Origin of the sequence: Micromonospora sp. DT68, from assembly GCF_049847245.1 — a bacterium.
Taxonomy (GTDB): Bacteria; Actinomycetota; Actinomycetes; order Mycobacteriales; family Micromonosporaceae; genus Micromonospora; species Micromonospora profundi.
The window spans coordinates 207,919-231,097 of record NZ_JBNCNZ010000010.1; the positions used below are offsets into that span (position 1 = coordinate 207,919).

Here is a 23,179-nt window from a genome sequence, read left to right on the forward strand (position 1 = left end):
CCGACGCGGGCGTCGAGGGACGATTGTTTGCCGGCCGGCACTAGGTTGTCGGTGGTCAGCAGCGAGGAGGCCGGGGATGCGGGTACTGGTGGTGGAGGACGAGCGCAACCTCGCCGACGCGATCGCGCGCGGGTTGCGCAAGCGGGGCATGGCGGTCGACGTGGCGTACGACGGCGACGCCGGCCACGAGGCGGCGTTCGTGACCCGGTACGACGTGGTGGTGCTCGACCGCGACCTGCCCGGCGTGCACGGCGACCAGATCTGCGCCGAGCTCGCCGCGTCCGGCGCGCTGACCCGGGTGCTGATGCTGACGGCGAGCGGCACGGTGGCCGACCGGGTGGAGGGGTTGCAGCTCGGCGCGGACGATTACCTGCCGAAGCCCTTCGCCTTCGACGAGCTGGTCGCCCGGGTGCAGGCGCTCGGCCGGCGGGCCACCCCGGCCGCGCCGCCGGTGCTCGAACTCGCCGACCTCGTGCTCGACCCGGCCCGCCGCGTCGCCACCCGGGCCGGTGTGCCGATCGACCTGACGAACAAGGAGTTCGGGGTGCTCAGCGAGCTGCTCAAGGCGCGCGGAGCGGTGGTCTCCAGCGAGGAGCTGCTGGAGCGGGTCTGGGACGCCAACACCGACCCGTTCACCACAATCGTGCGGGTCACGGTGATGACGCTGCGCAAGAAGCTCGGCGATCCGCCGCTCATCGAGACCGTGGTGGGCGCGGGTTACCGCACCTCGGAGGTGGGCGCGTGAGCCGCCGGTTGCGGCCCACACTGCGCTTGCGGCTGACACTGCTCAACGGCGTGCTGCTGGTCGGCGCGGGCGCGATCCTGGTGCTGCTGGCCTGGCTGCTGGTCCGGGACGCGCTGCGACCCACCGACGAGCTGCTGCCCGGCACGACGGTGCTTCTCTCCGACGGCCGGTCGATGGACGCCGCCCAGTGGCAGCGTCAACTTGTCGACGCCGCCTCGGGGGAGCTGCTGGCCAAGGGCCTCGTCGCGCTGCTGGCGATCAGCGTCGTCGGGGTGGCCGGCGCGTACGCCGTGGCCGGCCGGGCGCTGCGCCCGCTGCACCAGGTCACCGCTACCGCGCAGCGGCTCGGCGAGGCCACCCTGGACCAGCGGATCGGCTACTCGGGCGCCGACGACGAGGTGGCGGAGCTGGCCAAGACCTTCGACGCGATGCTGGACCGGATCGCGTCGGCGTTCGAGGCGCAGAAGCGCTTCGTGGCGAACGCCTCGCACGAGCTGCGCACCCCGCTTGCCGTCATGCGGACCGAGATCGACGTGACGCTCAGCGACGACGACGCCGACACCGCCGAATACCGCCGGATGGCGACAGTGGTGCGCGACGCCTCCGAGCGGGCCAATGGCCTTGTGGACGCGCTGCTGGTGCTGGCGCGCAGCGAGGCGCAGGCCGGGCGGCGGCTCGGTCGACGCACCGAGTGCGACCTCGCCGCGGGCACCGCCAACGCGTTGTCCGCGATGCGCCGTGAGGTGGAACGGATCGGCCTGCGCGTGCAGACGTCGCTGGAGTCCGCGCCAGTGGTCGGAGACCCCGGGCTGCTCGACCGGCTGGCCGGCAACCTCATCGAGAACGCCGTCCGCTACAACCATCTGCACGGCCGGCTCTGGGTGCGTACCGGCACCGACGGCCAGCGCTCCTGGCTCGTGGTGGGCAACACCGGGTTCGAGGTGGACCAGGCCGACGTGCCGGGGCTGTTCGAGCCGTTCCGGCGTGGTGGGCGGGAACGCACCGGCGCGCGCGGCTCGGGTCTGGGACTGTCGATCGTGCGGGCGGTCTGCCAGGCGCACGGAGGCACCGTCAAGGTGATCGCCCAGCCCGGCGGCGGCCTGGAGGTGACTGTCACCCTCCCGACGGCGGACGCGCCTTCGGTGCCCTGCCCGGCGCCCGGCGCTGCCTGAACGGGGTTGCGCGCGGCGCGCGGCCGGTGCAAAGATCGCGCTGTCAGCTCGGAAGCGAAGGGGGTGCGTCGATGTCAACGAATGTCTGCTCCGCGCCCCGGGTCCGCGTCGGCTGAGGTCCCGGAGGCGGAGCGCCCCCGCACGGGTCGGGCGCTGACCGCCCGTCCGCAGGGAAACCGGTTTCTGCGTGCTGCGCCGTGCCCGGAAACGGGTGCCGCGCCACGCGCCACATGGAGGACCACTGTGAGTTCGACTATCCACAACGTCAGCATCGACTGTCGCGACACGTACGCCCTTGCCGGCTTCTGGTCGCAGGTCTTCGACTGCCCCCGGCAGCCGGACGACTTCCCCGGTGACCCGGAGGCGATGCTCGTGCCGCCGGGAGGCCCGGTGGTGCTGTTCATCGCCGTACCCGAGGGCAAGACGGTGAAGAACCGGCTGCACCTCGACCTGCAACCAGCAGACCGGACCCGCGCCGAGGAGGTCGAGCGGCTGCTCGGCATCGGCGCGACACTCGTCGACGACCAGACCCGGCCCGACGGCGCCGGCTGGGTGGTGCTCGCTGACCCGGAGGGCAACGAGTTCTGCGTGCTGCGCAGCGCGCCCGAGCGGGCTGCGACGTCAGCCGCACCAGGTGACGCCGCCACGGCCTAGGTGCCGGCGGCCCGGCCGCCTCGAATAGTCAACATCCGCGCAACTACGCAGATGATGTCGCCTCCGGCTCGCTGGAGGCAGCAGCTTCGGCGAAGGTGCGCGGATCTTGCACTTTCACGGGGCTTCGGCCACCTTCGGACGGCCGGGGCCCCGGTCTCGGCTCACGAACGCTGTTCGATCTGACCACGGATGCCGACGAACTCGGCCATCATCTGTTCGGCGGACCTGTAGTGCATGACCACCACACCCACGCTGCCCCCGTCCGCCCAGAGGCACACACCCAGCGGTACGCCGTCGGCCCAGCCGTTGCCGCAGCGGGCGTCGCCGCCGAGCGGGCCGGGCTCGGTCGCCGCCATGTCGTTGAGTTTCAGCGTGGACAGCCCTCGCACCGCGTCGTCCAGTTTCTTCTGCGGGTCGACCACCAGCCCGGAGACAGCGGCGATCTGGATGAAGTCCCGCAGGATCGGTTCTCCGTAGTAGGCGCCGACCGCGCCTGTCTCGTTCTGCACCATCGGCCTGATCGCGTTGACCGTCGCCTCGGAAACGCCCTGTAAGTCCGTCCCGGTGTACTTCGGTCGGCCGGCGAGGGTGTCGGGCGCGACCACCTCGATCCTGCTGGTCTCAACGACGTCGCCCGCGTCGTTCTTGTCGTCCGTGACCACGAACCAGGTGACCGCCGCTCCGCCGACGCAGAGCACCAGCACCGCCGCCAGCGCGATCACCACGATCGTGGCGAGGTTCGACTTCTTCGGCGGCGGGCCGACGGCGACGTTCGGGTAGCCGTACGGCTGACCCGACTGCGCGGGCCCGAAGCCCTGCGGCGGCGGTGCCCAGCCAGCGGGCTGCTGCGGCGGCCCTGGCTGGTACTGCGGTGCCGGCCGCTGCGGAGGGGGACCGTGCGGCGGGCCGAAGGGGTTGGCCGGCGGCTGGGACATCAGTCAACTCCACGATCGGACGGCGACGATTCGACCACGGCGTCGATGGTGCCGCGTTTCGGGCAGTCTCGTCGCCCACGCGTCGCCGTGGTGGTCAGGCCTGCTGCTCGATCTCCGCCCGGATGGTGACGAACTCCGCCGCCGAGGCGGCCGCGGACGAGAAGAACATCACGATGATCCCGACGCTGCCGTGGTCGGCCCAGGCGCAGACACCCAGCGCCACCTCCGCGGACTTGCCGTCGCCGCACTTGGCCACCCCACCCAGTGGGCCCGGGGCGATGGTGGTCATCCCCGTCACGGCCAGGCCCTTGGACATCGACCGCACCGCGTCGTCGAGCTCTTTTGTGGGGTTGAGCACGAACGTGGAGGCAGCGATCACCATGACCATGTCCCGCTCGCTGGGGCTGCCGTAGAAGGCGCCGACGACATCGTTCTCGCCGCGCACCGAGCCTCTCAGCTCCTGGACCATGTCCTCCGCCAACTTCTTCAGCGTCGCGTCCGTGCTCTTCGGACGCCCCGCGAGAGTCTCCGGTGTGACGACCCGGATCTGGGCAGCGGGACTGGGCCCCGGCGACGGAGTGGCCGACGCGGAGGCGGTGGCGCTCGGAGTGCTGGCTGGCGCTGTGGTGGTGGCGGCGGTAGGGGTGGGTGTCGGGTCGGCCCGCTGATCCCGCTCGTAGGCAACGTAGGCGACTCCGCCTCCGCCGAGGCAGAGCACCAGCAGCCCGACGATGCCCAGGATCAGGATCAGTTGGCGTGACTGCCCCTGTCCGCCACCGGGATGGGGCGGCGGGTAGCCGGCGTACTGACCGGCCGGATAGCCGGTCTGCGGCGTGCCGGGATATCCGCCGTGCGGTGTGTTGGAGTACGGCGGAGTCGAGTACGGCGGCGTCGAGTACGGCGGAGTCGAGTGCGGCGGGGTCGAGTGCGGCGGCGTCGAGTACGGCGGGGCGGGATATGGCTGTGTGGGATACGGCTGCTGGACCGCCGGTGGCGGAGCGGGCTGCGGCGCACCGTGCCAGTGGCCGTCGTACGGCTGCTGCCCGCCCGGCTGCGGCACCCAACCCTCGGCTGGCGGCTGCTGGTAGCCCTCCGGGCCCTGCGGGTGGAAGTCGTAGCGCGCGTCGGGCTCCGTCTGCCCGGACCAGGGGTCGACCGGCGGTGAGGACATTGATCAGCTCCAGGCGAGGGTGCGAACGGGTGATCGTAGCCAGCCACCAGAGGGTCCCACTGTCCCGGCCCGACCGGAATCAGGCACAACGACATTCGCGGTGGCTACCTCCATCCAAGCTGGACGGGGCAACCACCGCGAACGCAGGGTGCGACGTACGTGGATCAGGCGGGCAGGCTCGCCGCCCCACGCGGCAGGAACCGCTGGCCGGTGACCCGCTCGCTGGTGCCGGTCCGGTCCAGGTACGGCGTGACGCCGCCCAGGTGGAACGGCCAGCCGGCACCGAGGATCATGCACAGGTCGATGTCCTGCGCCTCGGCGACGACACCCTCGTCCAGCATCAGCCGGATCTCCTGCGCGAGCGCGTCGAGCGCGTTCTGGCGGACCTGCTCCTCGGTGAGCGGCTGGTCGCCGACCACGAGCAGCTTCGCCACCTCGTCGTTGATCTGGTCGTCGACAACGATCGGCTGGCCGGAATCGGCGATGCGCTTGAGGTTCTCGCTGACACCGAACCGGTCCGGGTACGCCTCGTGAAGCGTCCCGCCCACGTGGTACGCCACGGCCGGGCCGACCAGTTGGAGCAGGGCGAGCGGGCGCATCGGAAGGCCCAGCGGGTCCAGTGCGCTGTTCGCCACGTCCAGCGGGGTGCCCTGGTCGACGGCCGCGAACACGGTGCCCAGGAAGCGGGTGAGCAGCCGGTTGACCACGAACGCCGGTGCGTCCTTGACAAGCACCGAGGACTTCTTCAACTGCTTGCTGACAGCGAACGCGGTGGCCAGGGTGGCGTCGTCGGTGCGCTCGCCCCGGACGATCTCCAGCAGCGGCAGGACAGCCACCGGGTTGAAGAAGTGGAAGCCGACGACCCGCTCCGGGTGCTCCAGATCCGCTGCCATCTCGGTGATGGACAGCGAGCTGGTGTTGGTGGCGAGCACCGCCTCCGGGGAGACGATCTTCTCCAGCTCGGCCCAGACCTGCTTCTTGACGCCCAGGTCCTCGAAGACCGCCTCGATGACGAAGTCCGCGTCGGCGAACGCGCTCTTGTCGACAGTGCCGCTGACCAGGCCGTACAGCTTGGCGGCCGTACCCTTGTCCATCCGGCCCTTGCTGACGGCCTTCTCGATCTGGGTGTGCACGTACCCGACGCCCTTGTCCACACGGGACTGGTCGAGGTCGCTCATCACCACCGGCACCTGGAGGCGGCGGGCGAACAGCAGCGCCAACTGGCTTGCCATCAGGCCTGCGCCCACGATGCCGACCTTGGTGACGGTGCGGGCCAGGCCCTTGTCCGGTGCGCCAGCAGGCCGCTTGGCCCGCCGCTGCACCAGGTCGAAGGCGTAGAGACCGCTGCGCAGTTCCTCGGAGAGGACCAGGTCCGCGAGGGCCTCGTCCTCGGCGGCGGTGCCGGTTGCGAAGTCCGCGTCCTTCGCCGTCTCCAGCAGATCCAGCGCCTTGTACGCGGCCGGGACCGCGCCGTGCAGCCGCTGGTTCAGCGTCTCCCGGGCGAAGTAGAGCACGCCGCCCCACATGTCCCTGTCGACCTCGGGGCGGGTCACAGTGACCTGACCCCGGACGACGCCGGCGGCCCACTCAAGGGACCGCTCCAGGAAGTCGGCCGGCTCCAGCAGTACGTCCGCGATGCCCATCTCGGCAGCCTGCTTCGGCTTGAGCATCTTGTTCTGCATAAGCGGGTTCTGGATGATCACCTGGGTGGCGGCCGGGATGCCGATGAGGTTCGGCAGCAGCTGGGTGCCGCCCCAGCCCGGGACCAGGCCGAGGGAGACCTCGGGCAGGGCCAGCGCAGCCGCGCCACCGGACAGCGTCCGGTAGTGGCAGTGCAGCGCCAGCTCCAGCCCGCCGCCCATCGCCGCGCCGTTGACGAACGCGAACGTGGGCACGGGGCTGTCCTTGAGCCGGGCGAAGACCCGGTGGCCGAGCCGGCCGATCTCCAGCGCCTGCTCGCGGTCGGCGAGCTGCGGCAGGCCGACGATGTCCGCGCCCACACAGAAGATGTACGGCTTGCCGGTGACCGCGATGAACGCCGGGTCGGCGGCCAGCGCGGCGGTGATCGCCTCGTCGAGGCTGGTCAGACCGGCCGGGCCGAAGGTGTTCGGCTTGGTGTGGTCGAAGCCGTTGTCGAGCGTGATCAGGGCGGCGGGTCGGTCCAGCCCCGGTACCGTCACCTGACGCAGCAGCGCCTTGGTGACTACCTCGTTCGGTGCCTTCACTTGTTGCCCTCCGTCCAGTGCGGGTTCTCCCAGATGACCGTGCCGCCCATGCCGATGCCGATGCACATGGCGGTCACGCCGTAGCGGACCTCGGGGTGCTCGGCGAACTGGCGGGCCAGTTGGGTCATCAGCCGTACGCCGGACGAGGCGAGGGGGTGGCCGATGGCGATCGCGCCGCCCCACGGGTTGACCCGGGGGTCGTCGTCGGCGATGCCGAAGTGGTCGAGGAAGGCGAGCACCTGCACGGCGAACGCCTCGTTCAGCTCGAACAGGCCGATGTCGTCGATGCTCAGGCCGGCGATGCGCAGGGCCTTCTCGGTCGAGGGGATCGGGCCGACGCCCATCACCTCCGGCTCCACGCCGACGAAGCCGAACGACACGAGCCGCATGGCGACGGGCAGGCCCAGCTCGCGGGCGGTGGCCTCGTCGGCGATCAGGCTGGCGGTGGCGCCGTCGTTCAGGCCGGCCGCGTTACCCGCGGTGACCTTGCCGTGCGGGCGGAACGGCGTCTTCAGCGTGGCCAGCTTCTCCAGGGAGGTGTCCCGGGGAGCCTCGTCGGCGGTGGCCAGACCCCAGCCACCCTCGGCGTCGCGGATGGCCACCGGCACCAGGTCGTCCTGGAGCTTGCCGTTGGCGTACGCCTTGGCGGTCTTCTGCTGGGAGGCCAGCGCGAACGCGTCGGTGCGGGCCTTGGTGATGTGCGGGACCCGGTCGTGCAGGTTCTCCGCTGTGGCGCCCATGACAAGTGCGGACGGGTCGACGAGCTTCTCCGCGACGATCCGCGGGTTGGGGTCGACGCCCTCACCCATCGGGTGGCGGCCCATGTGCTCGACGCCGCCCGCGATGGCGATGTCGTACGCGCCCATGGCGATGCCACCGGCGACGGTGGTCACCGCGGTCATGGCGCCGGCGCACATCCGGTCGATGGCGAAGCCGGGAACGGTCTTGGGCAGCCCGGACAGCAGCGCGGCGGTGCGGCCGATGGTGAGGCCCTGGTCGCCGATCTGGGTGGTGGCCGCGATGGCGACCTCCTCGACCCGCTCCGGCGGCAGCTGCGGGTTACGGCGCAGCAGTTCGCGGATGCAGCGGATCACCAGGTCGTCGGCACGGGTGTTGGCGTACATGCCACCCGCCTTGCCGAACGGGGTACGGACGCCATCGACAAAGACGACATCTCGGACTTCACGGGGCACTTGAGCCTCCTATTCGACCATGTTCCGGCCTTGGCGCCGGCAGGCAGCACTCGGAACGAAGCAGGGTCGCCGACACGGGCACGTTTCCCCCGAATGCTACTCGCCAGTAACCAACTCGTCCGCACGCCCCGCTGTGGCCCACCCCACACCACCCGGCGGCGGAGCGGCACGCCAGGGATCAGGCCGAGGGGGACAGGGCTGCTGTCAGGTCAGGGGTCAGCAGGCCGATCTGCCACTCACGGGCGTTGAAGCCGCGCAGGGTGTCCGCCACCGTCTCCTCGGTGAGCTCCTCCGGCGGGCTCCACGCCAGCCGGCGTACCGAATCGGGGGTGATCAGGTTCTCCGGGGGCAGGTTGTGTTCGCCCGCGATGCGGACCACCACCTCCCGGCAGCGGGCCAACCGGCCCGCCGCCACCGGGTCCCGTTCGGCCCACCGGTGCGGCGGGGGCGGACCCTCCACGGCGGGGGTGACCGGAAGCGCGTCGTCGGGCAGTTGGCGGGCGTCGTCGAGCGCGGCCAGCCAGGTGCGGGCCAGTCGGCGAACCGACCGGCCACCGAAGCCCGGCAGCGTCAACAGCGTCTTCTCGTCCTTCGGGTCCAGCTCGGCGGCGGCGACGATCGCCGAGTCCGGCAGCACCCGACCGGGAGCGGCATCCCGCCGGGACGCGATCTGATCCCGGGCGTACCACAAGGAGCGCACCCGGGCCTGGGCCCGCGCCCCCCGCACCCGGTGGATGCCGGACGTACGCCGCCAGGGCTCGGCGCGGACCCGGGGCGGTTTGGCGCCGGTACGCACCAGCGCGGCGAACTCCTCAGCGGCCCAGGCCGACTTTCCCTGCCGGGTCAACTCGGCGTCGAGCGCGTCCCGCAGATCGGTGAGCAGCTCCACGTCGAGGGCCGCATAGGTCAACCACGACTCGGGCAGCGGACGACTTGACCAATCGGCTGCCGAGTGATGCTTCTCAAGGGTGAATCCGAGTAGCTGCTCGGTCAGCGCGGCCAGGCCGACCCGCTCGAACCCGGCCAGCCGAGCGGCCAGTTCCGTGTCGAAGAGACGGCGCGGACGCAAACCGACCTCGGCCAGGCACGGCAAATCCTGACTCGCGGCGTGCAGCACCCACTCGGCCTCGCCGATCACCGCGTCCAGCGTGCTGAGATCAGGCAGCGGAAGTGGGTCGATGAGCGCCGTGCCGGCACCCGCGCGGCGCAGCTGCACCAGGTAGGCGCGCTGGCTGTAGCGGTAGCCGGAGGCGCGCTCGGCGTCCAGGGCAACCGGGCCGGTGCCCGCCGCGAAGCGGGCCACGACCTCGGCAAGCTCCGCCGGGGCGGCCACCGGGTCGGGGGTGCCGTCACGCGGGGCGATCAGCGGAACTGGCCCACCGTCGGTCGGGTCGGGCCCCTCGCCCGCCTGCTGCGGCTGGGCCGACGGCGGGTGGTGGGGTGCGTGTCCCGGGAGTTCTTCGGTGGGCCGACGGCGCAGGGGTGGTTCGTCGGTCACCTGCCAACCCTAGTGCGCGCGCCGATATTGCGGGTGCAGCCGGTCCGGCGTGTGTCGGTCAGCTGTCCACAAGATGTCGATTCGGATGCCGGACATCGGGGGAGACAAAGCCCGTTCGCGCAGGTACGGTCCATCGAGCCGCGAGCCCTCGATTGGGTGACAATCAGATCGACGGGCGGCACAGGAAGATCACGGGAGGGCAAGGCGATCATGACGGCTGGCTTCGGCGCGCAGGACGGCCGACCGGAGGGGGCCGCGCCTCACGACATGAGCGGAGCAGCAGGCGGCCGACCGGGGCCACTGCCACCGCGCATCGAGCCGCACCCACCCGCGGGCGCCAGTTGGTCGGCGTCGCCGGCCGCCGGTGGGGTCCACCAGCAGGCCGTGCCGGGACCTCGCGCCGGCTGGTCACCTCCGCCCAGCGCCGCCCAGTGGAGTGCGGCGCCCCAGGCCACGCCGCCCGGCCCCGCACCACTTCCGTACGGCACGGCAACGCCCCAGGGTGGCCCGCCACCTGCGCCGTACGGCTCTGCGCCGGCCGGCCCGTACGCCCCGCCACCACCGGCCCGGCCCGGCCGTCGTCGTTGGCCGATGGTCCTCGCCACGGCACTTGTCGTGCTGCTGGCGGCCGTGACCGGAGTGCAGGCGTACCAACTCGACAGGCTCGGCGACCGGCTCGCCGCCACCGACAAGCGGCTGGCGCAGGGCCAGGACGGCGACGCCGCCCGCCTCGACGGCCTGGAGAAGCGCGCGGACGAGTTGGAGAAGCAGGCCGGCGCGGCGTTCAACCCGGAGGCGGTGGCCAGCGCCGTGCTGCCCAGCGTGTTCCGGGTGCGGGCCGGTCAGTTCACCGGCTCCGCGTTCGCTGTGGGCAAGCCGACCTCCGACGGTGGGACCAACCTGTTCACCAACTTCCACGTTGTCGAAGCGGTCTGGGAGGGCGGCGGACGCCAGGTCTTCCTGGAACGCACCGACCAGCGCTTCCCGGCCACCATCGTCAAGGTCGACAAGACGAACGACGTGGCGCACCTGCGGACGACCGGCAAGTTCACCGGCCTGGTCACCGCGCCCACCGCCGTGAAGTCCGGCCAGCAGATCATCGTCGTCGGCGCTCCACTCGGCCTGGAGGACAGCGTCACCACAGGCGTGGTGAGCGCCCTGCGTTCCGCCCAGGGTTCCTCCGGACCGACAATCCAGTTCGATGCCCCGATCAACCCCGGAAACTCCGGCGGGCCGGTGATCAACGGCAGTAAGCAGGTGGTCGGTATCGCCACCGCCAAGGCCCGCGACGCCGAGGGCATCGGCCTTGCCGTACCGATCAAGGTCGCCTGCGACGGCTTCAAGATCTGCTGATCGGACGGCTCGCCCGACCGCGCCACCCCCGGCCACCGTTGGCCGTTCCCCGATCCCGGCCGGGTCCTCGGACCCGCACGACCTTGCCGCACCTGGTCCGTCACGCCTACCGGCGGACGACCCGCTCACCTGGAGGAACATCATGTCCCAGCCACCGACCGGGCCGGGGGGCTACCCGCCGGCCGCACCGACGCCGCCGGGCTCGCCGGCCGGACTGCCGACCCCACCGCAGCAGTACGCGCACGGTCAGGCCACGCCGCCGCAGCAGCCATACGCGCACGGTCAGGCCACCCCGCCGCAGCCCGGCCAGCCCACGCCGCAGCAGTACGGGTCGGGTCAGTCTGCCCCGCAGTACGGGGGCGGCCAGTCCTCCACGCCGTCGCAGTACGGCACCCCGCAGCCGACGCCGGGCTACCCGGCCAGCGCCCCGCCGTACGGCGGTCAGGTGTCTGCGCCGCCGGTCTCGGGTGGGGCGTACGGGCAGCCGTTGTCCGCCCCGCCGATGTCCGCGCCGCCGGTCTCCGGTCCGTCGTACGGGCAGCCGATGTCGGGCCCGCCCGGAGCGCCGCAGTACGGACCGGGCGCCGCCGCGCAGCCGCCCGGTAAGGGCCGCATGGTGTTGGTGCTGGCCCTGGTGGCCGGGCTGCTCTTCGTTGTCAGCGGGGTGATGACCGGGCTGTTCGTGACGAAGAACAACGAGCTGAACCGCACCGAGAAGCGCCTCACCAGCCAGGTCAGCGAGCGTGACGGCACCATCGCGGCCAACACCACCGAGATCTCCAAGCTCAAGACCGACCTGAAGACCATGCAGGACAAGCTCGACAACACCCAGCAGGACCTGACCGGCACCCGCAACGACCGCGACGAGCAGGCCCGGCAGAAGAAGGTGATCGCCAGCTGCCTGGACAAGCTGACCACCGCGCTCGGCGCGGCGGCGGCTGGTAACAGGAGCGCGTACGACGCGGCGATGAAGGGCCTCGACAAGGTCTGCGACGAGGCGGAGAACTACCTGTAAGCCCGACCGACGTCCGCCCCGACCCGTTTTGAACGGGCGGGGCGGCGTCAGGCGGTGCCGGCTGCCCGGCGGTCGGAGAGGGCGGTGACCCCGGGCGGCGGGAGGCCGGCCGTGGAGGCGAGCAGCGTGCACCAGCCGAGCAGGTGCGGGGCGAGGTCGTCGGTCACCGGTGTCCAGGATGCGCGGATCTCGATGTCCCCGGCGGTCGGCGGGCCAGCAAGGTCACCGAACCGGGTCGACATGGTCTGGGTGACAGTTCCACCGATCGCCCGGTGGGCCGCCTCCTGGGTTTCCAGGGCGTCGGTCAGCCAGGTCCAGCCGACGCCGGGCAGCAGCGGGTCGGCGGCGAGGTCGACCTCCAGCTCGGCGGTCACGTAGGTGACAAGCCGCAGGGTGCCCTGCCACGCCTCGTGCCCGGCCGGGTCGTGCAGCAGGATCAGCCGGCCGGTGGCCACCTCGTCGCCGTCGCGCAGCACCGCCGCGGAGAGCGCGAACGTGTAGGGCGCCAGCCGCTGGGGGGCGCCGACCTCCTCCAGCGTGATTTCCGGCCGGGGCGCCGGCGACCGCAGCCCGGCGACCGCGCGGACGAAGGTCTCCGGGAGCGCGATCGGGGGGGCCATGCAGGCAGCCTATGCCGCCGTCGGCCCACCCGCTTCGACGGCGCGCCGACACCCGATCCGGCAGCGGCGAGGCGCGCCTGTGCGTATCGCCACCAGAGCCCGCCCGCGCCGAGTTCTGGTGTTAACAAGGGGCCCCTGCTCTACCGGAGGCGTTAAGAAGGTGCCCTTCCTTTCACCCCAGGTGGGGTGGGGGTGCAGGGCGTGGAAGGATTGCGGCGATGACCACGGAAACCACGGGCACTGCCGCCCGAGACGGAGACCCGCGCCCCGGTGGCCCGGCCGACTCGCCCTTCATCCGGGCCTGCCGGCGTCGCCCCGGCCCGCACACACCGGTCTGGTTCATGCGCCAGGCTGGCCGCTCGCTTCCGGAGTACCGGGAGATCAGGGCGAGCGTGCCGATGCTGGAGTCCTGCCGCCGCGCCGATCTGGTTACCGAGATCACCCTCCAGCCGGTACGCCGGCACGGTGTCGACGCGGCAATCCTGTTCAGCGACATCGTGGTGCCGGTTGCCGCGGCCGGAATCGACCTGGACATCGTGCCGGGCACCGGCCCGGTGGTCGCCGAGCCGATCCGTACCGCCGCCGACGTGGAGCGCATCCGCCCGATCACCCGCGACGACGTTCCGTACGTCGACGAGGCCGTCCGGCAGTTGGTGGTCGAGCTGGGCGACACCCCGTTGATCGGTTTCGCGGGCGCCCCGTTCACATTGGCCAGCTACCTGGTCGAGGGCGGTCCGTCGCGGACCCACGCGAAGACCAAGGCGCTGATGTACGGCGATCCGGAGCTGTGGCACGCGCTCGCCGGCCGGCTGGCCGCTGTGACGCTCGCCTTCCTGCGGGTGCAGATCGAGGCCGGCGTGTCGGCAGTTCAACTGTTCGACTCGTGGGCGGGCACCCTCTCCGAGGCCGACTACCGCCGCTACGTGCTGCCGCACTCCACCGAGGTGTTGAGCGGGCTGGCCGACGCCGGGGTGCCCCGGATCCACTTCGGGGTGGGCACCGCCGAGTTGCTCGGCGCGATGGGCGAGGCCGGCGCGGACGTGGTCGGCGTGGACTGGCGTACCCCGCTTGACGTGGCCACCGGCCGCATCGGCCCGGACAAGGCGGTGCAGGGAAACCTGGACCCGTGCGTGCTGCTCGCGCCGTGGCCTGTGGTGGAGGCCGAGGTCCGCCGCATCCTGGACCAGGGCCGGGCCGCACCCGGGCACGTGTTCAACCTCGGTCACGGCGTGCTGCCGGAGACCGACCCGGAGGTGCTGACCCGGGTGGTCGCGCTTGTGCACGAGCTGTCCAGCCGCCGGGCTGACCAGGGCTGACGCGCGATGCGGCAGCCCTGGCGGGTGGCGGTGGTCGGCGGCGGGATCGCCGGGTTGGCCGCCGCGGTCCGGTTGCGCGACCGTGCCCCGACCGGCACCGAGATCACCGTGTACGAGCAGTCCGGCGTGCTGGGTGGCAAGCTGCGCACCGGGGAGCTTGCCGGTCAGCCGGTGGAGTTCGGGGCCGAGTCCTTCCTGCTGCGTGACCTGGCCGGGGCCGAGAGCGGGGCTGTGGCGTTGGTCCGCAGGCTCGGGCTTGCCGACCAGATCGTGCACCCCACCGTCGGGCAGGCGGCGCTTGTCGTCGACGGCATGCTGCGTCCCATCCCGGGCGGCACGCTTGTGGGCGTACCCGGGGATCTGGAACGGGTGACCTCTGTCGCGCGTCCGACCTCGGACGCCGACACCGACGACGGCCGGCCGCTTGTCGAGCCCGGCACGGACGTCTCGGTGGGCGCGCTGGTCCGGGCCCGCTTCGGCGACGAGGTGGTCGAGCGGCTTGTCGATCCGATGCTGGGCGGTGTGTACGCCGGCCGGGCCGACGACCTCTCCCTGGTCACCACGATGCCGGCGCTGGCGCGCACCGCCCAGGTCGAGCACACGCTTGTCGGGGCGGTCCGTGCGGCGCAGGCCGCCGCGCCGCGTGCCCCCGGCGCCCCGGTCTTCGGCACCCTGGCCGGCGGGCTGAGCACCCTCGTGGACGCGGCGGCGACGGCAAGCGGCGCCACGGTACGACGCGACGCCGCCGTCCGTGAGGTGACGCCCACCGCCACGGGTTGGCGACTCACAGTCGGCCCCACCCGTGAGCCTGAGCTGATCGACGTGGACGCCGTGGTGCTTGCGGTGCCGGCCCGACCGGCGGCCCGCCTGCTCAGCGGCCCGGCGCCGGCAGCCGCCGCAGCCGTCGGTGAGCTGGACTACGCCAGTGTCGCCCTTGTCACACTGGCGCTGCCGCAGCCCGAGCTGCCCGAGCTGTCCGGTTTTCTGGTGCCGAGCACCGAAGGGCTGCTGATCAAGGCGTCGACGTTCTTCACCACGAAGTGGGGGCACCTGCGCCGGCCGGACGGGCTGGCGCTGGTCCGCGCGTCGGTGGGCCGGTACGGCGAGGAGGCGCAGCTCCAACGCCCGGATGAGGACCTGGCCGCGACAGTGCACCGGGAGTTGTCGGCGGTGCTGGGCGTGCCGCTTCCCGCACCGGTCGACGGGCACGTGCAGCGGTGGGGTGGTTCGCTGCCGCAGTACACCCCGGGGCACGCCGACCGGGTGGCAGCCGCGCGTACGGCGTTGCGGATCGCCCATCCCACACTGACCCTGGCCGGCGCCGGTTACGACGGTGTCGGCATTCCGGTCTGCGTCCGCTCCGGCGAGGCGGCGGCCGACGAGATCATCACAGCACTGGGAGGACCGGCGAGATGACCGAGCAGACAAACGCGGCACGGCTGCGGGAGCTGAACGACAGCATCCGCTACACGATGTGGTCGGTGTTCCGGGCCAGCGCCCCGCTGCCGTCGTTGCGGGACAACGTCACCGGTGAGGTCGAGGCTCTCTTCGATGAGTTGTCCGGCAAGGACGTGGTGATCCGGGGCGTGTACGACGTCGCCGGCCTGCGCGCCGACGCCGACGTGATGGTCTGGTGGCACTCCGCGTCCAGCGACGCCCTCCAGGACGCGTACCTGCGGTTCCGCCGCACCACTCTGGGTCGGGCGCTGACCCCGGTCTGGTCGCAGATGGCGCTGCACCGGCCCGCGGAGTTCAACAAGAGCCACATCCCGGCGTTCCTCGCCGGCGAGGAGGCCCGCCCCTACCTGTGCGTCTACCCGTTCGTCAGGTCCTACGAGTGGTATCTGCTGCCCGACGCCGAGCGCCGTGAGCTGCTGGCCGAGCACGGCAAGATGGCCCGTGGCTACCCGGACGTGCGGGCCAACACAGTCGCCTCGTTCGCGCTGGGCGACTACGAGTGGATGCTGGCGTTCGAGGCCGACGAGCTGCACCGCATCGTCGACCTGATGCGTGACCTGCGTGCCTCCGGCGCCCGCCGGCACGTCCGCGAGGAGGTCCCCTTCTACACGGGCCGCCGGCGGTCGATCGCCGAGATCGTCAACTGCCTGGTCTGAGCCCCGCCGGCCGGCGCCGCACCCCCGCCCGGGTGCGGCGCCGGCCGGGGATCAACTGGTCGTCGTACAGGAGACCAGCGGAACTGGGTTGCTGCCGTTCCACGAACCGAGGAAACCGAACGTGGCGCTCGCTCCGGCGGCAAGTGTGCCGTTGTGGTTGGCGTTACGTGCCGTGACCTGCGTGCCGCTCGTGCTGACTGTGGCGTTCCACGACGACGTGACCTGCTGGCCGTTGCCGTAGTTCCAAGTCACCGACCAGCCGCGGGTCCCTGAACTGCCGGCGGTCACCTTCACCTCGCCCTGGAAGCCACCGGACCACTGGCCGGTGACCTGGTACGTCGCCGTGCAGGCTCCGGCCGGCGGAGGCGTGGTCGGCGGCGGGGTGGTCGGCGGGGGAGTGGTCGGCGGCGGGGTGGTCGGCGGCGGCGTCGTGGGGGGCGGGGTCGTGGGCGGCGGGGTGCCGTTGCCTCCGCCGAAGTCGACGTCACTGCACAGGTAGTACGACTGGTCCAGGTGGCTGGCCTGCCAGATGGTGTAGACGATGTGGCGACCCGTACGTCCCGGCGCGCTCACCGGAATCTGGATGGAGACGCCACCGGTGTCCGGGTTCCACTGCGAGGCAGGGGTGTTGCCGATCTGGCCGGCCAACTCGAGGTCGCTCCAGCCGAGCGGCTGCGTGGACGAGTTGAAGCCCTGCTTGGTCACGTACACCCGGATGTAGTCGGCGCCGTGACTGGCCTGGTCGAAGAAGCGGAGCCGGAAGTTGTTCGCCACCGAGGTGGCCTTCCACGCGCCGACGGTGTCCATGGCGTTGTAGCGACCGCTCTGGGTGCGCCCGCCGCTGCACAGTTGCCCGTTGGGGATGGCGCCCTGGTGGTTACCGGCCACACCCTCGCGGAACAGGCCGTTCCAGTTCCACATGGCGTTCGGGTCGGCCTGCCAGGCCTGCCAGCACATCGGGTCCTCGGTGGCCATCCGCGGGTTCTGGAAGTCGCCGCCCCAGCGCTGCCAGCAGCTGTAGCTGCGGGAGGGCGGGTCGACGACCGAGCCGTGCGCGGAGGCGGACCGGACCTGCATCGTGGTCAGGGCGGTGGTCAACAGGAGCGTGCAGGCCGTCGCGATTGCGAACAGCCAGAGCACACGTCGTGATCGGGTGAGAGTGGACATGGAGCCCCCGGGGGGATGAGGTCGGACGGACGACGACACCCGGACTGCCGGGAGTTGCCCACTCCCGTGCCTACTCGCTGGCTCCCGCGATGGCTCTACCCGGCACAATGCCAGGCAAATCGTCAGGCGTCAATGGCAGCGCGGCGCATCGGGGTGTGCGGGATGCCGTCCTCGAGGTACTCCGGGCCGTTGACCTCGAAGCCGTGGCGGGCGTAGAAACCCACAAGGTGTGACTGGGCTTCCAGCACGCACGGCTGGTTGCCCACCACCTCCAGCGCCGCGGTCATCAGCCGGCCGGCGTGCCCGCCGCCGCGCGCCGTCGGGGCCACCACCACCCGACCGATCCGCGCGAGGCCGCCCGGGTCGGCGAGGATCCGCAGGTACGCCAGGGGAGCGCCGCCGTCGGTAAGCCAGAGGTGCCGGGTGCCGGGTTCCACGTCCCGTCCGTCGATTTCCGGGTACGGGCAGTTCTGCTCCACCACGAACACGTCGATGCGGAGCTTGAGCAGGTCGTGGAGGGTGCGGGCGTCCAGGTCGGCGATAGAGGCATTCCGGAGTTCGGTGGTCTGCTGTGGCACGGCACCGATGGTAGGCCCTTCCGGGCCGGGGCGGTCAGGGCGTCTCCGGGGTCGGCCGGGGCGTCTCCGGGGGGCGGAGATAGGTGGCGGCCACGGCGGTGAGCAGCAGCGCGCCGCCGACGAGCACCGGCAGTGGTAGCGGCTCGTGCAGCAGCGCCACGGCCAGCGCCGCCGCGGTCAGCGGTTCGAGCAGGGTAAGCACGGCGGCGACGCTGCCCGGGGTGGTGCGCAGTCCGGCGTAGAACAGCGCGTACGCCACGGCGGTGGTGACGACGCCGAGGTGCAGCAGCAGCGCCACGGTGGAGACGCGGACCGGTACGCCGATGCCGGCGACCAGCGCGAACGGGGCGAGGGTGAGCGCGCCGACGACCGTGGAGACGGTGGTCAGCGTCATGGGTTCGGTGTGCTGCGACACCTGCCGGCTGATCAGCGTCGTCACCGCGTACCCGATGCCGGAGCCGGCGGCCGCGAGCAGGCCGAGCAGTGGGGCCGGCGCTGCCGTGGTGGGCTGCGCGCTGGCAGTGGTGATCAGGGCGAGGCCGGCCACGGCGGCGGCCAGCGTGCCGAGCCGCAGCGGGCCGGGGATCCGGCGGGCGCGCGCCGACTCCCAGGCCGCGGCGAGCACCGGGGCGAGGCCCAGGCTGACCACGGTGGCCACGCTGACCCCGGCCAGCGCCACGGCGGCAAAGTAGAGCGCCTGGTAGAGGCCGAGACCGACGCCGGTGATCAGCAGCGGCACGGGCACCGCGCGTAGGGCGCCCACAAGCGTGCCGAGTCGGCCGGCGGTGCACGCCAACAGGACGAGCGCGGCGATCGCCAAGCGGTGGAAGCCGATGCTCACCGGGCTGAGGCCGGTGCTCTCGCGCAGGAGTTGAACCGCCACGCCGGTGGTGCCCCACAGCACTCCGGTGACGGTGATCTGGATCAGGCCGGTGCGGGCCGCAAGGACGGCCGGGGCCGGGACAGCAGGCGACGCGGTACGGGACGTGGACATGGATGCGCTCCGAAAGGTGAGCCGTTGACGAGGACGACGTCGACGGAGCGCGTACGGCGAGATGGCCGAGCGGGTGGGTCACCCGGTCGGCGTGAGGCGCGGCGCTCCGTTCAGGAGCGCGGCGGGGAAAGAACGCCCAGCAAAGGCCGCATGACGACGACCGTACCGCAGCGGGCCACGGGGTGCGGTCAGGCTGTGCGGTCAGGCCGGGCGGGCGCCGACGGCGTCCCGGATCTCGGCACCCTGTGTGCGTTCGACCGAGCGGGCGCAGTGCCCGCAACAGAAGAACCGGCCGTTGACCTCGACGCCGTGTCCGACGATCTTGATTTCGCAGTGCTCGCAGATGGGTGCCATGCGGTGGATCGCGCACTCGAACGAGTCGAAGGTGTGGACGTCGCCGCTGACGGTGCGTACCTCGAACGCCATCCAGTAGTCGTTGCCGCAGACCTCACAGGTCGCCATTCGAAAACCCCCGTATCAGGACATGTGTGATCAGATTGCCCTGCTGTCTGGTGGCAGATGGGCGAAATGCGGCCGGTCGACCGGTGCGGGCGGCGTGTCGGCTCCGGCGTGTCGTCCGTTATGCCGGATGAGACCGCCGTGACCACTCGGAGGATCGCAATGATCAAGCGCAACAAGCTCTTCGGCAGCCTGACCCGGGTGACCTTCTGCCTGCCCCGGGACGTCCCGCCCGGTCCGGTCGGCGTGGTGGGCTGCTTCAACGAGTGGCAGCCCGGTCGGCACGAGTTGGTGGCCCGCCGCGACGGCACCCGGACGGTGACCGTGAAGCTCGCGCCGGGGGAGTACCGCTTCCGCTACCTCGCCAGTGGCGGGGTCTGGCTCGACGACGAGTCGGCCGATCAGGTCGACGACAACGGCGGTCTGCTCCGGCTCTGACAGAAGAATCGCCATCATCGATGGATTTATCGACAGGTCTCTTTACTGTTAACAAAGTTTAAATTACGTTGAGGGGCACCTCACCACGCGTCACGAAGGAGCTGCCCCGATGCGTCGAAGAATCACCGTTCCGTTGGTGGCGGCGGGCGCTGTCGCCGCCACCCTCACCGTCGCCGCGCCCGCCCAGGCGCACGGCTACGTCTCCGCCCCACCGAGCCGGCAGGCGCTCTGCGCGCAGGGCCGGGTGCCCGACTGCGGGCAGATCAAGTACGAGCCGCAGAGCGTGGAGGGGCCCAAGGGCCTGCGCAGCTGCAACGCCGGGATCGCCCAGTTCGCCGTCCTCAACGACGACAACAGGGGCTGGCCGGCCACGTCGGTGGGCACCTCGCTGACCTTCACCTGGTTCAACACCGCCCGCCACGCCACGAGCAACTGGGAATACTGGCTCGGCAACAGCCGGGTCGCAGTGGTCAACGGCAACGGCCAGCAGCCCGGCGCCACCGTCTCGCACACCGTCAACCTCGGCGGATACTCGGGCCGGCAGAAGATCCTCGCGGTGTGGAACATCTCCGACACCGCGAACGCCTTCTACTCCTGCATCGACGTGCAGATCGGCGGCGGGGGAGGCGGCACCACGCCCACGCCCACCCCCACTCCGACCGCCTCGCCCACACCGCGGCCCACCCCCACCGCCACGCCGACGACCACGCCCGCGCCGGGCGGCAGTTGGACGGCCGGGCGGGCGTACCAGGTCGGTGACCAGGTCACCTACGGCGGCCGCACGTACCGCTGCCGGCAGGCGCACACGGCGATCCCCGGCTGGGAGCCGCCGAACGTACCCGCGCTCTGGCAACAGGTCTGACCGCACGGGCGCGGTCCCGGCCGCGCCCGTGTCGCCGCCCTCGCGTGATCGGAGCCCCGCCATGTCTCGCGTGACCCCGCTGGCGTCCCTGGTCGCCGCGCTGCTGCTCGCCGCCGCGTGCGGCGGGCCGCCCGCCCCGACACCACCCGGGCCTGCGGCTGCCCCGTCCCCGGCGGGATCCTCCGCCGGGGACGCCATGAGCGGCATCGACGTGGTCTTCCTGACCACAATGGTCGGGCACAGCGAACGCACCCTCCAGATCGTCCGGCTGGCCGGAAGCCGGTTGCGTGACAACTCGCTGCGTACCCTGGCCGCCGCCATCGAAGCGACCGAGGCCGACGAGTTGGCGGAGATGCGCGGCTGGCTGCCAACCGCCGGGCCGGGTGCCGGCACGGCCGGGCACGACCACGCCGGGCACGGCGACGACGACGCGCTGGACCGGCTGCGGGCCGCCCCGGACGCCGACGTCGACCGGGTGCTGCGCGAGGTGCTCGCCGACCACCAGCGGGCGGCGGCCGACCTGGCCCAGGCCCAGGTCGGCGTCGGCCGCGACGAGCGGGTCCGCGACCTGGCCCGGCGCATCGAGCAGTCCCGGACCGCCGAGGTCGAGCTCCTCCAGGGGTACGCGGCTCAGATCAGTTCGGCTCCAGCCGGACCGAGATCGAGTTGACGCAGTGCCTGGTGTCCTTCGGGGTGAAGCCCTCGCCGTGGAAGACGTGCCCGAGGTGGCTGTCGCAGCGGGCGCAGCGGATCTCCGTACGGGCCATGCCGAGGCTGCGGTCCTCGATCTCCTTGACCCGGCCCGGGATGGCGTCGTCGAAGCTCGGCCACCCGCAGTGCGAGTCGAACTTCGTGTCGCTGGAGAACAGCTCCAACCCGCAGGCGCGGCAGTGATAGACGCCCTGGGTCTTCGTGTCCACGTACTCGCCGGTCCACGGGCGCTCGGTGCCGGCCTCCCGCAGGACGTGGAACTCCTCGGGGGTCAACCGGACGCGCCACTCGTCCTCGGTCTGGGGCAGCTCGCTGTCGTCAAGACTCACCCCTCAACGGTACGTCGAACGTCGGGGGTGTGGCATAAGGTCGCGGGATGGGTGGCACCAAGGCAGCGGTCACCGAGGTCGAGGTGGCCGGGCACAGCGTACGGCTGAGCAGTCCGGACCGGGTGATCTTCCCGCAGCGGGGTTTCACAAAGGCGGACGTGTTCCACTACTACCTCGCGGTCGGCGACGGCATCATGCGCGCCCTGCGGGACCGGCCCACCACGCTGCAACGTTTCCCCGAGGGCATCGAGGGCGAGGCGTTCTTCCAGAAACGGGTGCCCACCCGGGGCGTCCCCCCATGGGTGACGACCGCGCAGATCACCTTCCCGAGCGGCCGGAGCGCGGCCGAACTCTGCCCGGCCGACCTGGCGCACGTGGCCTGGGCCGCGCAGATGGGCACCATCGTGTTCCACCCGTGGCCGGTGCGCGCCGCCGACACCGACCGCCCCGACGAGCTGCGCATCGACCTGGACCCACAGCCCGGCACCGACTTCGCCGACGCGGCGCGGGCCGCCGGCGAGGTCCACGCGCTCCTCGACGAACTGGGCGCCACCGGCTGGCCGAAAACCTCCGGCGGCCGGGGCGTGCACGTCTACCTGCGCATCCAGCCCCGATGGACCTTCACCGAGGTACGCCGGGCCACCATCGCGCTGGCCCGGGAGGTGGAACGCCGTCAGCCCGACCTGGTCACCACCGCCTGGTGGAAGGAAGAGCGCGGCAGCCGCGTCTTCGTCGACTACAACCAGATGGCACGCGACCGGACGATCGCCTGCGCGTACTCCCTGCGAGCCACCGCACGAGCCACCGTCTCCACCCCGGTCACCTGGGACGAACTGCCCGACGTCGACCCGGACGACTTCGACCTGCGCAGCGTGCCCGCCCGGCTTGTCGAGCGCGGCGACCCACACGCCGGCATCGACCACTCCCCGTACGACATCACCCCGCTACTGGAGTGGGCCGACCGAGACGCCGCCGCCGGCCAGGGCGACCTGCCGTACCCTCCGGACCACCCGAAGATGCCCGGCGAGCCCAAGCGCGTGCAGCCCAGCCGCGCCAAGCGCTCCCCCGAGGACGGCGCCTGACCTGGTCTTGCTGTAAGCGGACGGCCGCGCTACCGGGCGGCAGGGCTTGCGCTGGCCGCCTCGACCTTGCGCCGTGAGCATCAACGCGATCCGCAATGCGTGGGCGTCGGCGGGTCGGCGGCTGTGGTTCTGGCCGCATGATCGGGTCGGTTGTCGGTGGTTCGGTGGCCCTGCCGCTCGTGGCGCGGGTTCTCTGTCGCTTGGTGGTTCGGCCTCTCGGCCTCTCGGCCTCTCGGCCTCTCGGCCTCTCGGCCTCTCGGCCTCTCGGCCTCTCGGCCTCTCGGCCTCTCGGTGGTCCGGCAGCTCGGTCGTTGGTGGGTCGGGCACTCGACTGCTCGGCACCTCGGTGGCTTGTGGCCAAAGCAGGTGGTCGGTAGGTCACGGGATCGGCTTGTTGTTAGGTCCGGCGGGCCGGTGGCTCGGTGTGCGCCATGCGGTAAGCACCGAGTGGCGACGGCTGGTCGGCTCGGAAAATTGTCGTACATGCGTTCTAAACTTTGGTTGTGATTGACGCGTTGGAGCAGGCCGAAGCCGCAGTGGCCGCCTGC

At 71.7% G+C, this 23,179-nt stretch carries 23 protein-coding genes; 12 read left to right on the forward strand and 11 right to left on the reverse strand.

Annotated elements, in window-relative coordinates; all coding sequences use genetic code 11:
* The first annotated feature begins 76 nt into the window (after positions 1-76).
* The 3 genes from ACPXB1_RS20015 (at position 77) to ACPXB1_RS20025 (ending at position 2,571) form a co-directional block, all read left to right on the forward strand.
* Complete coding sequence (locus ACPXB1_RS20015) at positions 77-745, forward strand: response regulator transcription factor (RefSeq protein ID WP_355597953.1); 669 nt, start codon at positions 77-79, stop codon at positions 743-745.
* Positions 742-1,917: a sensor histidine kinase gene (locus ACPXB1_RS20020; RefSeq protein WP_355597955.1), complete on the forward strand. Its 1,176-nt coding sequence runs from the start codon at positions 742-744 to the stop codon at positions 1,915-1,917. Before ACPXB1_RS20015 ends, ACPXB1_RS20020 begins: the two co-directional genes overlap by 4 nt.
* 243 nt (positions 1,918-2,160) lie before the next feature.
* Entirely contained in the window at positions 2,161-2,571 is a 411-nt protein-coding gene (locus ACPXB1_RS20025; protein ID WP_355597957.1) for a VOC family protein, read from the forward strand.
* A 161-nt stretch (positions 2,572-2,732) separates the two neighbouring features.
* On the opposite strand, the gene ACPXB1_RS20030 is transcribed toward ACPXB1_RS20025, so the two are convergent.
* The 5 genes from ACPXB1_RS20030 to ACPXB1_RS20050 form a co-directional block, all read right to left on the reverse strand.
* Positions 2,733-3,506: a hypothetical protein gene (locus ACPXB1_RS20030; protein ID WP_425735639.1), complete on the reverse strand. Its 774-nt coding sequence runs from the start codon at positions 3,504-3,506 to the stop codon at positions 2,733-2,735.
* A 94-nt stretch (positions 3,507-3,600) separates the two neighbouring features.
* Positions 3,601-4,677 carry a hypothetical protein gene (locus ACPXB1_RS20035; RefSeq protein ID WP_425735640.1) on the reverse strand — a complete coding sequence of 359 codons (1,077 nt, stop codon included), beginning with the start codon at positions 4,675-4,677 and terminating at the stop codon, positions 3,601-3,603.
* A 164-nt stretch (positions 4,678-4,841) separates the two neighbouring features.
* Positions 4,842-6,902 carry a 3-hydroxyacyl-CoA dehydrogenase NAD-binding domain-containing protein gene (locus ACPXB1_RS20040; protein WP_425735641.1) on the reverse strand — a complete coding sequence of 687 codons (2,061 nt, stop codon included), beginning with the start codon at positions 6,900-6,902 and terminating at the stop codon, positions 4,842-4,844.
* Positions 6,899-8,095: a thiolase family protein gene (locus tag ACPXB1_RS20045; protein ID WP_053657386.1), complete on the reverse strand. Its 1,197-nt coding sequence runs from the start codon at positions 8,093-8,095 to the stop codon at positions 6,899-6,901. The genes ACPXB1_RS20040 and ACPXB1_RS20045 overlap by 4 nt, the downstream gene beginning before the upstream one ends.
* Before the next feature lie 178 nt (positions 8,096-8,273).
* Positions 8,274-9,593 carry a ribonuclease D gene (locus ACPXB1_RS20050; RefSeq protein ID WP_355597965.1) on the reverse strand — a complete coding sequence of 440 codons (1,320 nt, stop codon included), beginning with the start codon at positions 9,591-9,593 and terminating at the stop codon, positions 8,274-8,276.
* 210 nt (positions 9,594-9,803) lie between these two features.
* Between ACPXB1_RS20050 and ACPXB1_RS20055 the strand changes: the two genes are divergently transcribed.
* Entirely contained in the window at positions 9,804-10,946 is a 1,143-nt protein-coding gene (locus ACPXB1_RS20055) for a trypsin-like peptidase domain-containing protein (RefSeq protein WP_425735642.1), read from the forward strand.
* Between the two features lie 142 nt (positions 10,947-11,088).
* Positions 11,089-11,961, forward strand: coding sequence for a hypothetical protein (locus ACPXB1_RS20060; protein ID WP_355597969.1), 873 nt, complete (start codon positions 11,089-11,091; stop codon positions 11,959-11,961).
* Between the two features lie 47 nt (positions 11,962-12,008).
* Here the strand turns inward: ACPXB1_RS20060 and ACPXB1_RS20065 are convergent, their stop codons facing one another.
* The gene (locus tag ACPXB1_RS20065; protein ID WP_053657378.1) at positions 12,009-12,581 is read right to left on the reverse strand and encodes a DUF3000 domain-containing protein; all 573 of its coding nucleotides are present in this window, start codon (positions 12,579-12,581) and stop codon (positions 12,009-12,011) included.
* Positions 12,582-12,799: 218 nt separating this feature from the next.
* Here ACPXB1_RS20065 and hemE point away from each other — a divergent pair, with 218 nt between their 5' ends.
* From hemE to hemQ, 3 genes are read left to right on the forward strand one after another with little or no spacing between them, the layout of a single operon-like run.
* On the forward strand, positions 12,800-13,897 hold the full coding sequence (hemE, locus tag ACPXB1_RS20070) for a uroporphyrinogen decarboxylase (RefSeq protein WP_355597971.1): 1,098 nt from the start codon (positions 12,800-12,802) through the stop codon (positions 13,895-13,897).
* A 6-nt stretch (positions 13,898-13,903) separates the two neighbouring features.
* Entirely contained in the window at positions 13,904-15,313 is a 1,410-nt protein-coding gene (gene hemG / locus ACPXB1_RS20075; protein WP_425735643.1) for a protoporphyrinogen oxidase, read from the forward strand.
* On the forward strand, positions 15,310-16,011 hold the full coding sequence (gene hemQ, locus ACPXB1_RS20080) for a hydrogen peroxide-dependent heme synthase (protein ID WP_355597975.1): 702 nt from the start codon (positions 15,310-15,312) through the stop codon (positions 16,009-16,011). Before hemG ends, hemQ begins: the two co-directional genes overlap by 4 nt.
* 51 nt (positions 16,012-16,062) lie before the next feature.
* Here the strand turns inward: hemQ and ACPXB1_RS20085 are convergent, their stop codons facing one another.
* The 4 genes from ACPXB1_RS20085 to ACPXB1_RS20100 form a co-directional block, all read right to left on the reverse strand.
* Complete coding sequence (locus ACPXB1_RS20085) at positions 16,063-17,178, reverse strand: lytic polysaccharide monooxygenase auxiliary activity family 9 protein (RefSeq protein ID WP_355597977.1); 1,116 nt, start codon at positions 17,176-17,178, stop codon at positions 16,063-16,065.
* 122 nt (positions 17,179-17,300) lie between these two features.
* On the reverse strand, positions 17,301-17,756 hold the full coding sequence (locus tag ACPXB1_RS20090; protein WP_425735644.1) for a GNAT family N-acetyltransferase: 456 nt from the start codon (positions 17,754-17,756) through the stop codon (positions 17,301-17,303).
* A gap of 34 nt (positions 17,757-17,790) precedes the next feature.
* The gene (locus ACPXB1_RS20095; RefSeq protein WP_425735645.1) at positions 17,791-18,750 is read right to left on the reverse strand and encodes a DMT family transporter; all 960 of its coding nucleotides are present in this window, start codon (positions 18,748-18,750) and stop codon (positions 17,791-17,793) included.
* A gap of 201 nt (positions 18,751-18,951) precedes the next feature.
* On the reverse strand, positions 18,952-19,212 hold the full coding sequence (locus ACPXB1_RS20100; RefSeq protein ID WP_355597983.1) for a Prokaryotic metallothionein: 261 nt from the start codon (positions 19,210-19,212) through the stop codon (positions 18,952-18,954).
* A 159-nt stretch (positions 19,213-19,371) separates the two neighbouring features.
* On the opposite strand from ACPXB1_RS20100, the gene ACPXB1_RS20105 reads away from it, so the two are divergent.
* The 3 genes from ACPXB1_RS20105 to ACPXB1_RS20115 all read left to right on the forward strand — a co-directional run bounded on the left by ACPXB1_RS20105 (position 19,372) and on the right by ACPXB1_RS20115 (position 21,179).
* A complete protein-coding gene (locus ACPXB1_RS20105; RefSeq protein ID WP_425735648.1) occupies positions 19,372-19,647 on the forward strand; it encodes a glycoside hydrolase in 276 nt (91 codons plus the stop codon).
* 109 nt (positions 19,648-19,756) lie between these two features.
* Positions 19,757-20,509 (forward strand): lytic polysaccharide monooxygenase, encoded by a 753-nt coding sequence (locus ACPXB1_RS20110; protein ID WP_355597987.1) that lies wholly within the window; start codon positions 19,757-19,759, stop codon positions 20,507-20,509.
* A gap of 61 nt (positions 20,510-20,570) precedes the next feature.
* Positions 20,571-21,179 carry a DUF305 domain-containing protein gene (locus ACPXB1_RS20115; protein ID WP_425735646.1) on the forward strand — a complete coding sequence of 203 codons (609 nt, stop codon included), beginning with the start codon at positions 20,571-20,573 and terminating at the stop codon, positions 21,177-21,179.
* Here the strand turns inward: ACPXB1_RS20115 and msrB are convergent.
* On the reverse strand, positions 21,145-21,549 hold the full coding sequence (gene msrB, locus ACPXB1_RS20120; RefSeq protein WP_355597991.1) for a peptide-methionine (R)-S-oxide reductase MsrB: 405 nt from the start codon (positions 21,547-21,549) through the stop codon (positions 21,145-21,147). The two genes, ACPXB1_RS20115 and msrB, sit on opposite strands and share 35 nt — an antisense overlap.
* A 47-nt stretch (positions 21,550-21,596) precedes the next feature.
* Between msrB and ligD the strand changes: the two genes are divergently transcribed.
* The gene (ligD, locus tag ACPXB1_RS20125) at positions 21,597-22,631 is read left to right on the forward strand and encodes a non-homologous end-joining DNA ligase (RefSeq protein WP_425735647.1); all 1,035 of its coding nucleotides are present in this window, start codon (positions 21,597-21,599) and stop codon (positions 22,629-22,631) included.
* Positions 22,632-23,179: the final 548 nt, after the last annotated feature.

Coding starts and splice junctions, on each gene's coding strand:
- ACPXB1_RS20015 (WP_355597953.1), top strand. CDS start 77: ATGCGGGTACTGGTGGTGGAGGACGAGCGCAACCTCGCCGACGCGATC.
- ACPXB1_RS20030 (WP_425735639.1), bottom strand. CDS start 3,506: ATGTCCCAGCCGCCGGCCAACCCCTTCGGCCCGCCGCACGGTCCCCCT.
- ACPXB1_RS20035 (WP_425735640.1), bottom strand. CDS start 4,677: ATGTCCTCACCGCCGGTCGACCCCTGGTCCGGGCAGACGGAGCCCGAC.
- ACPXB1_RS20055 (WP_425735642.1), top strand. CDS start 9,804: ATGACGGCTGGCTTCGGCGCGCAGGACGGCCGACCGGAGGGGGCCGCG.
- ACPXB1_RS20060 (WP_355597969.1), top strand. CDS start 11,089: ATGTCCCAGCCACCGACCGGGCCGGGGGGCTACCCGCCGGCCGCACCG.
- ACPXB1_RS20065 (WP_053657378.1), bottom strand. CDS start 12,581: ATGGCCCCCCCGATCGCGCTCCCGGAGACCTTCGTCCGCGCGGTCGCC.
- hemE (WP_355597971.1), top strand. CDS start 12,800: ATGACCACGGAAACCACGGGCACTGCCGCCCGAGACGGAGACCCGCGC.
- hemG (WP_425735643.1), top strand. CDS start 13,904: ATGCGGCAGCCCTGGCGGGTGGCGGTGGTCGGCGGCGGGATCGCCGGG.
- hemQ (WP_355597975.1), top strand. CDS start 15,310: ATGACCGAGCAGACAAACGCGGCACGGCTGCGGGAGCTGAACGACAGC.
- ACPXB1_RS20085 (WP_355597977.1), bottom strand. CDS start 17,178: ATGTCCACTCTCACCCGATCACGACGTGTGCTCTGGCTGTTCGCAATC.
- ACPXB1_RS20095 (WP_425735645.1), bottom strand. CDS start 18,750: ATGTCCACGTCCCGTACCGCGTCGCCTGCTGTCCCGGCCCCGGCCGTC.
- ACPXB1_RS20100 (WP_355597983.1), bottom strand. CDS start 19,212: ATGGCGACCTGTGAGGTCTGCGGCAACGACTACTGGATGGCGTTCGAG.
- ACPXB1_RS20105 (WP_425735648.1), top strand. CDS start 19,372: ATGATCAAGCGCAACAAGCTCTTCGGCAGCCTGACCCGGGTGACCTTC.
- ACPXB1_RS20110 (WP_355597987.1), top strand. CDS start 19,757: ATGCGTCGAAGAATCACCGTTCCGTTGGTGGCGGCGGGCGCTGTCGCC.
- ACPXB1_RS20115 (WP_425735646.1), top strand. CDS start 20,571: ATGTCTCGCGTGACCCCGCTGGCGTCCCTGGTCGCCGCGCTGCTGCTC.
- ligD (WP_425735647.1), top strand. CDS start 21,597: ATGGGTGGCACCAAGGCAGCGGTCACCGAGGTCGAGGTGGCCGGGCAC.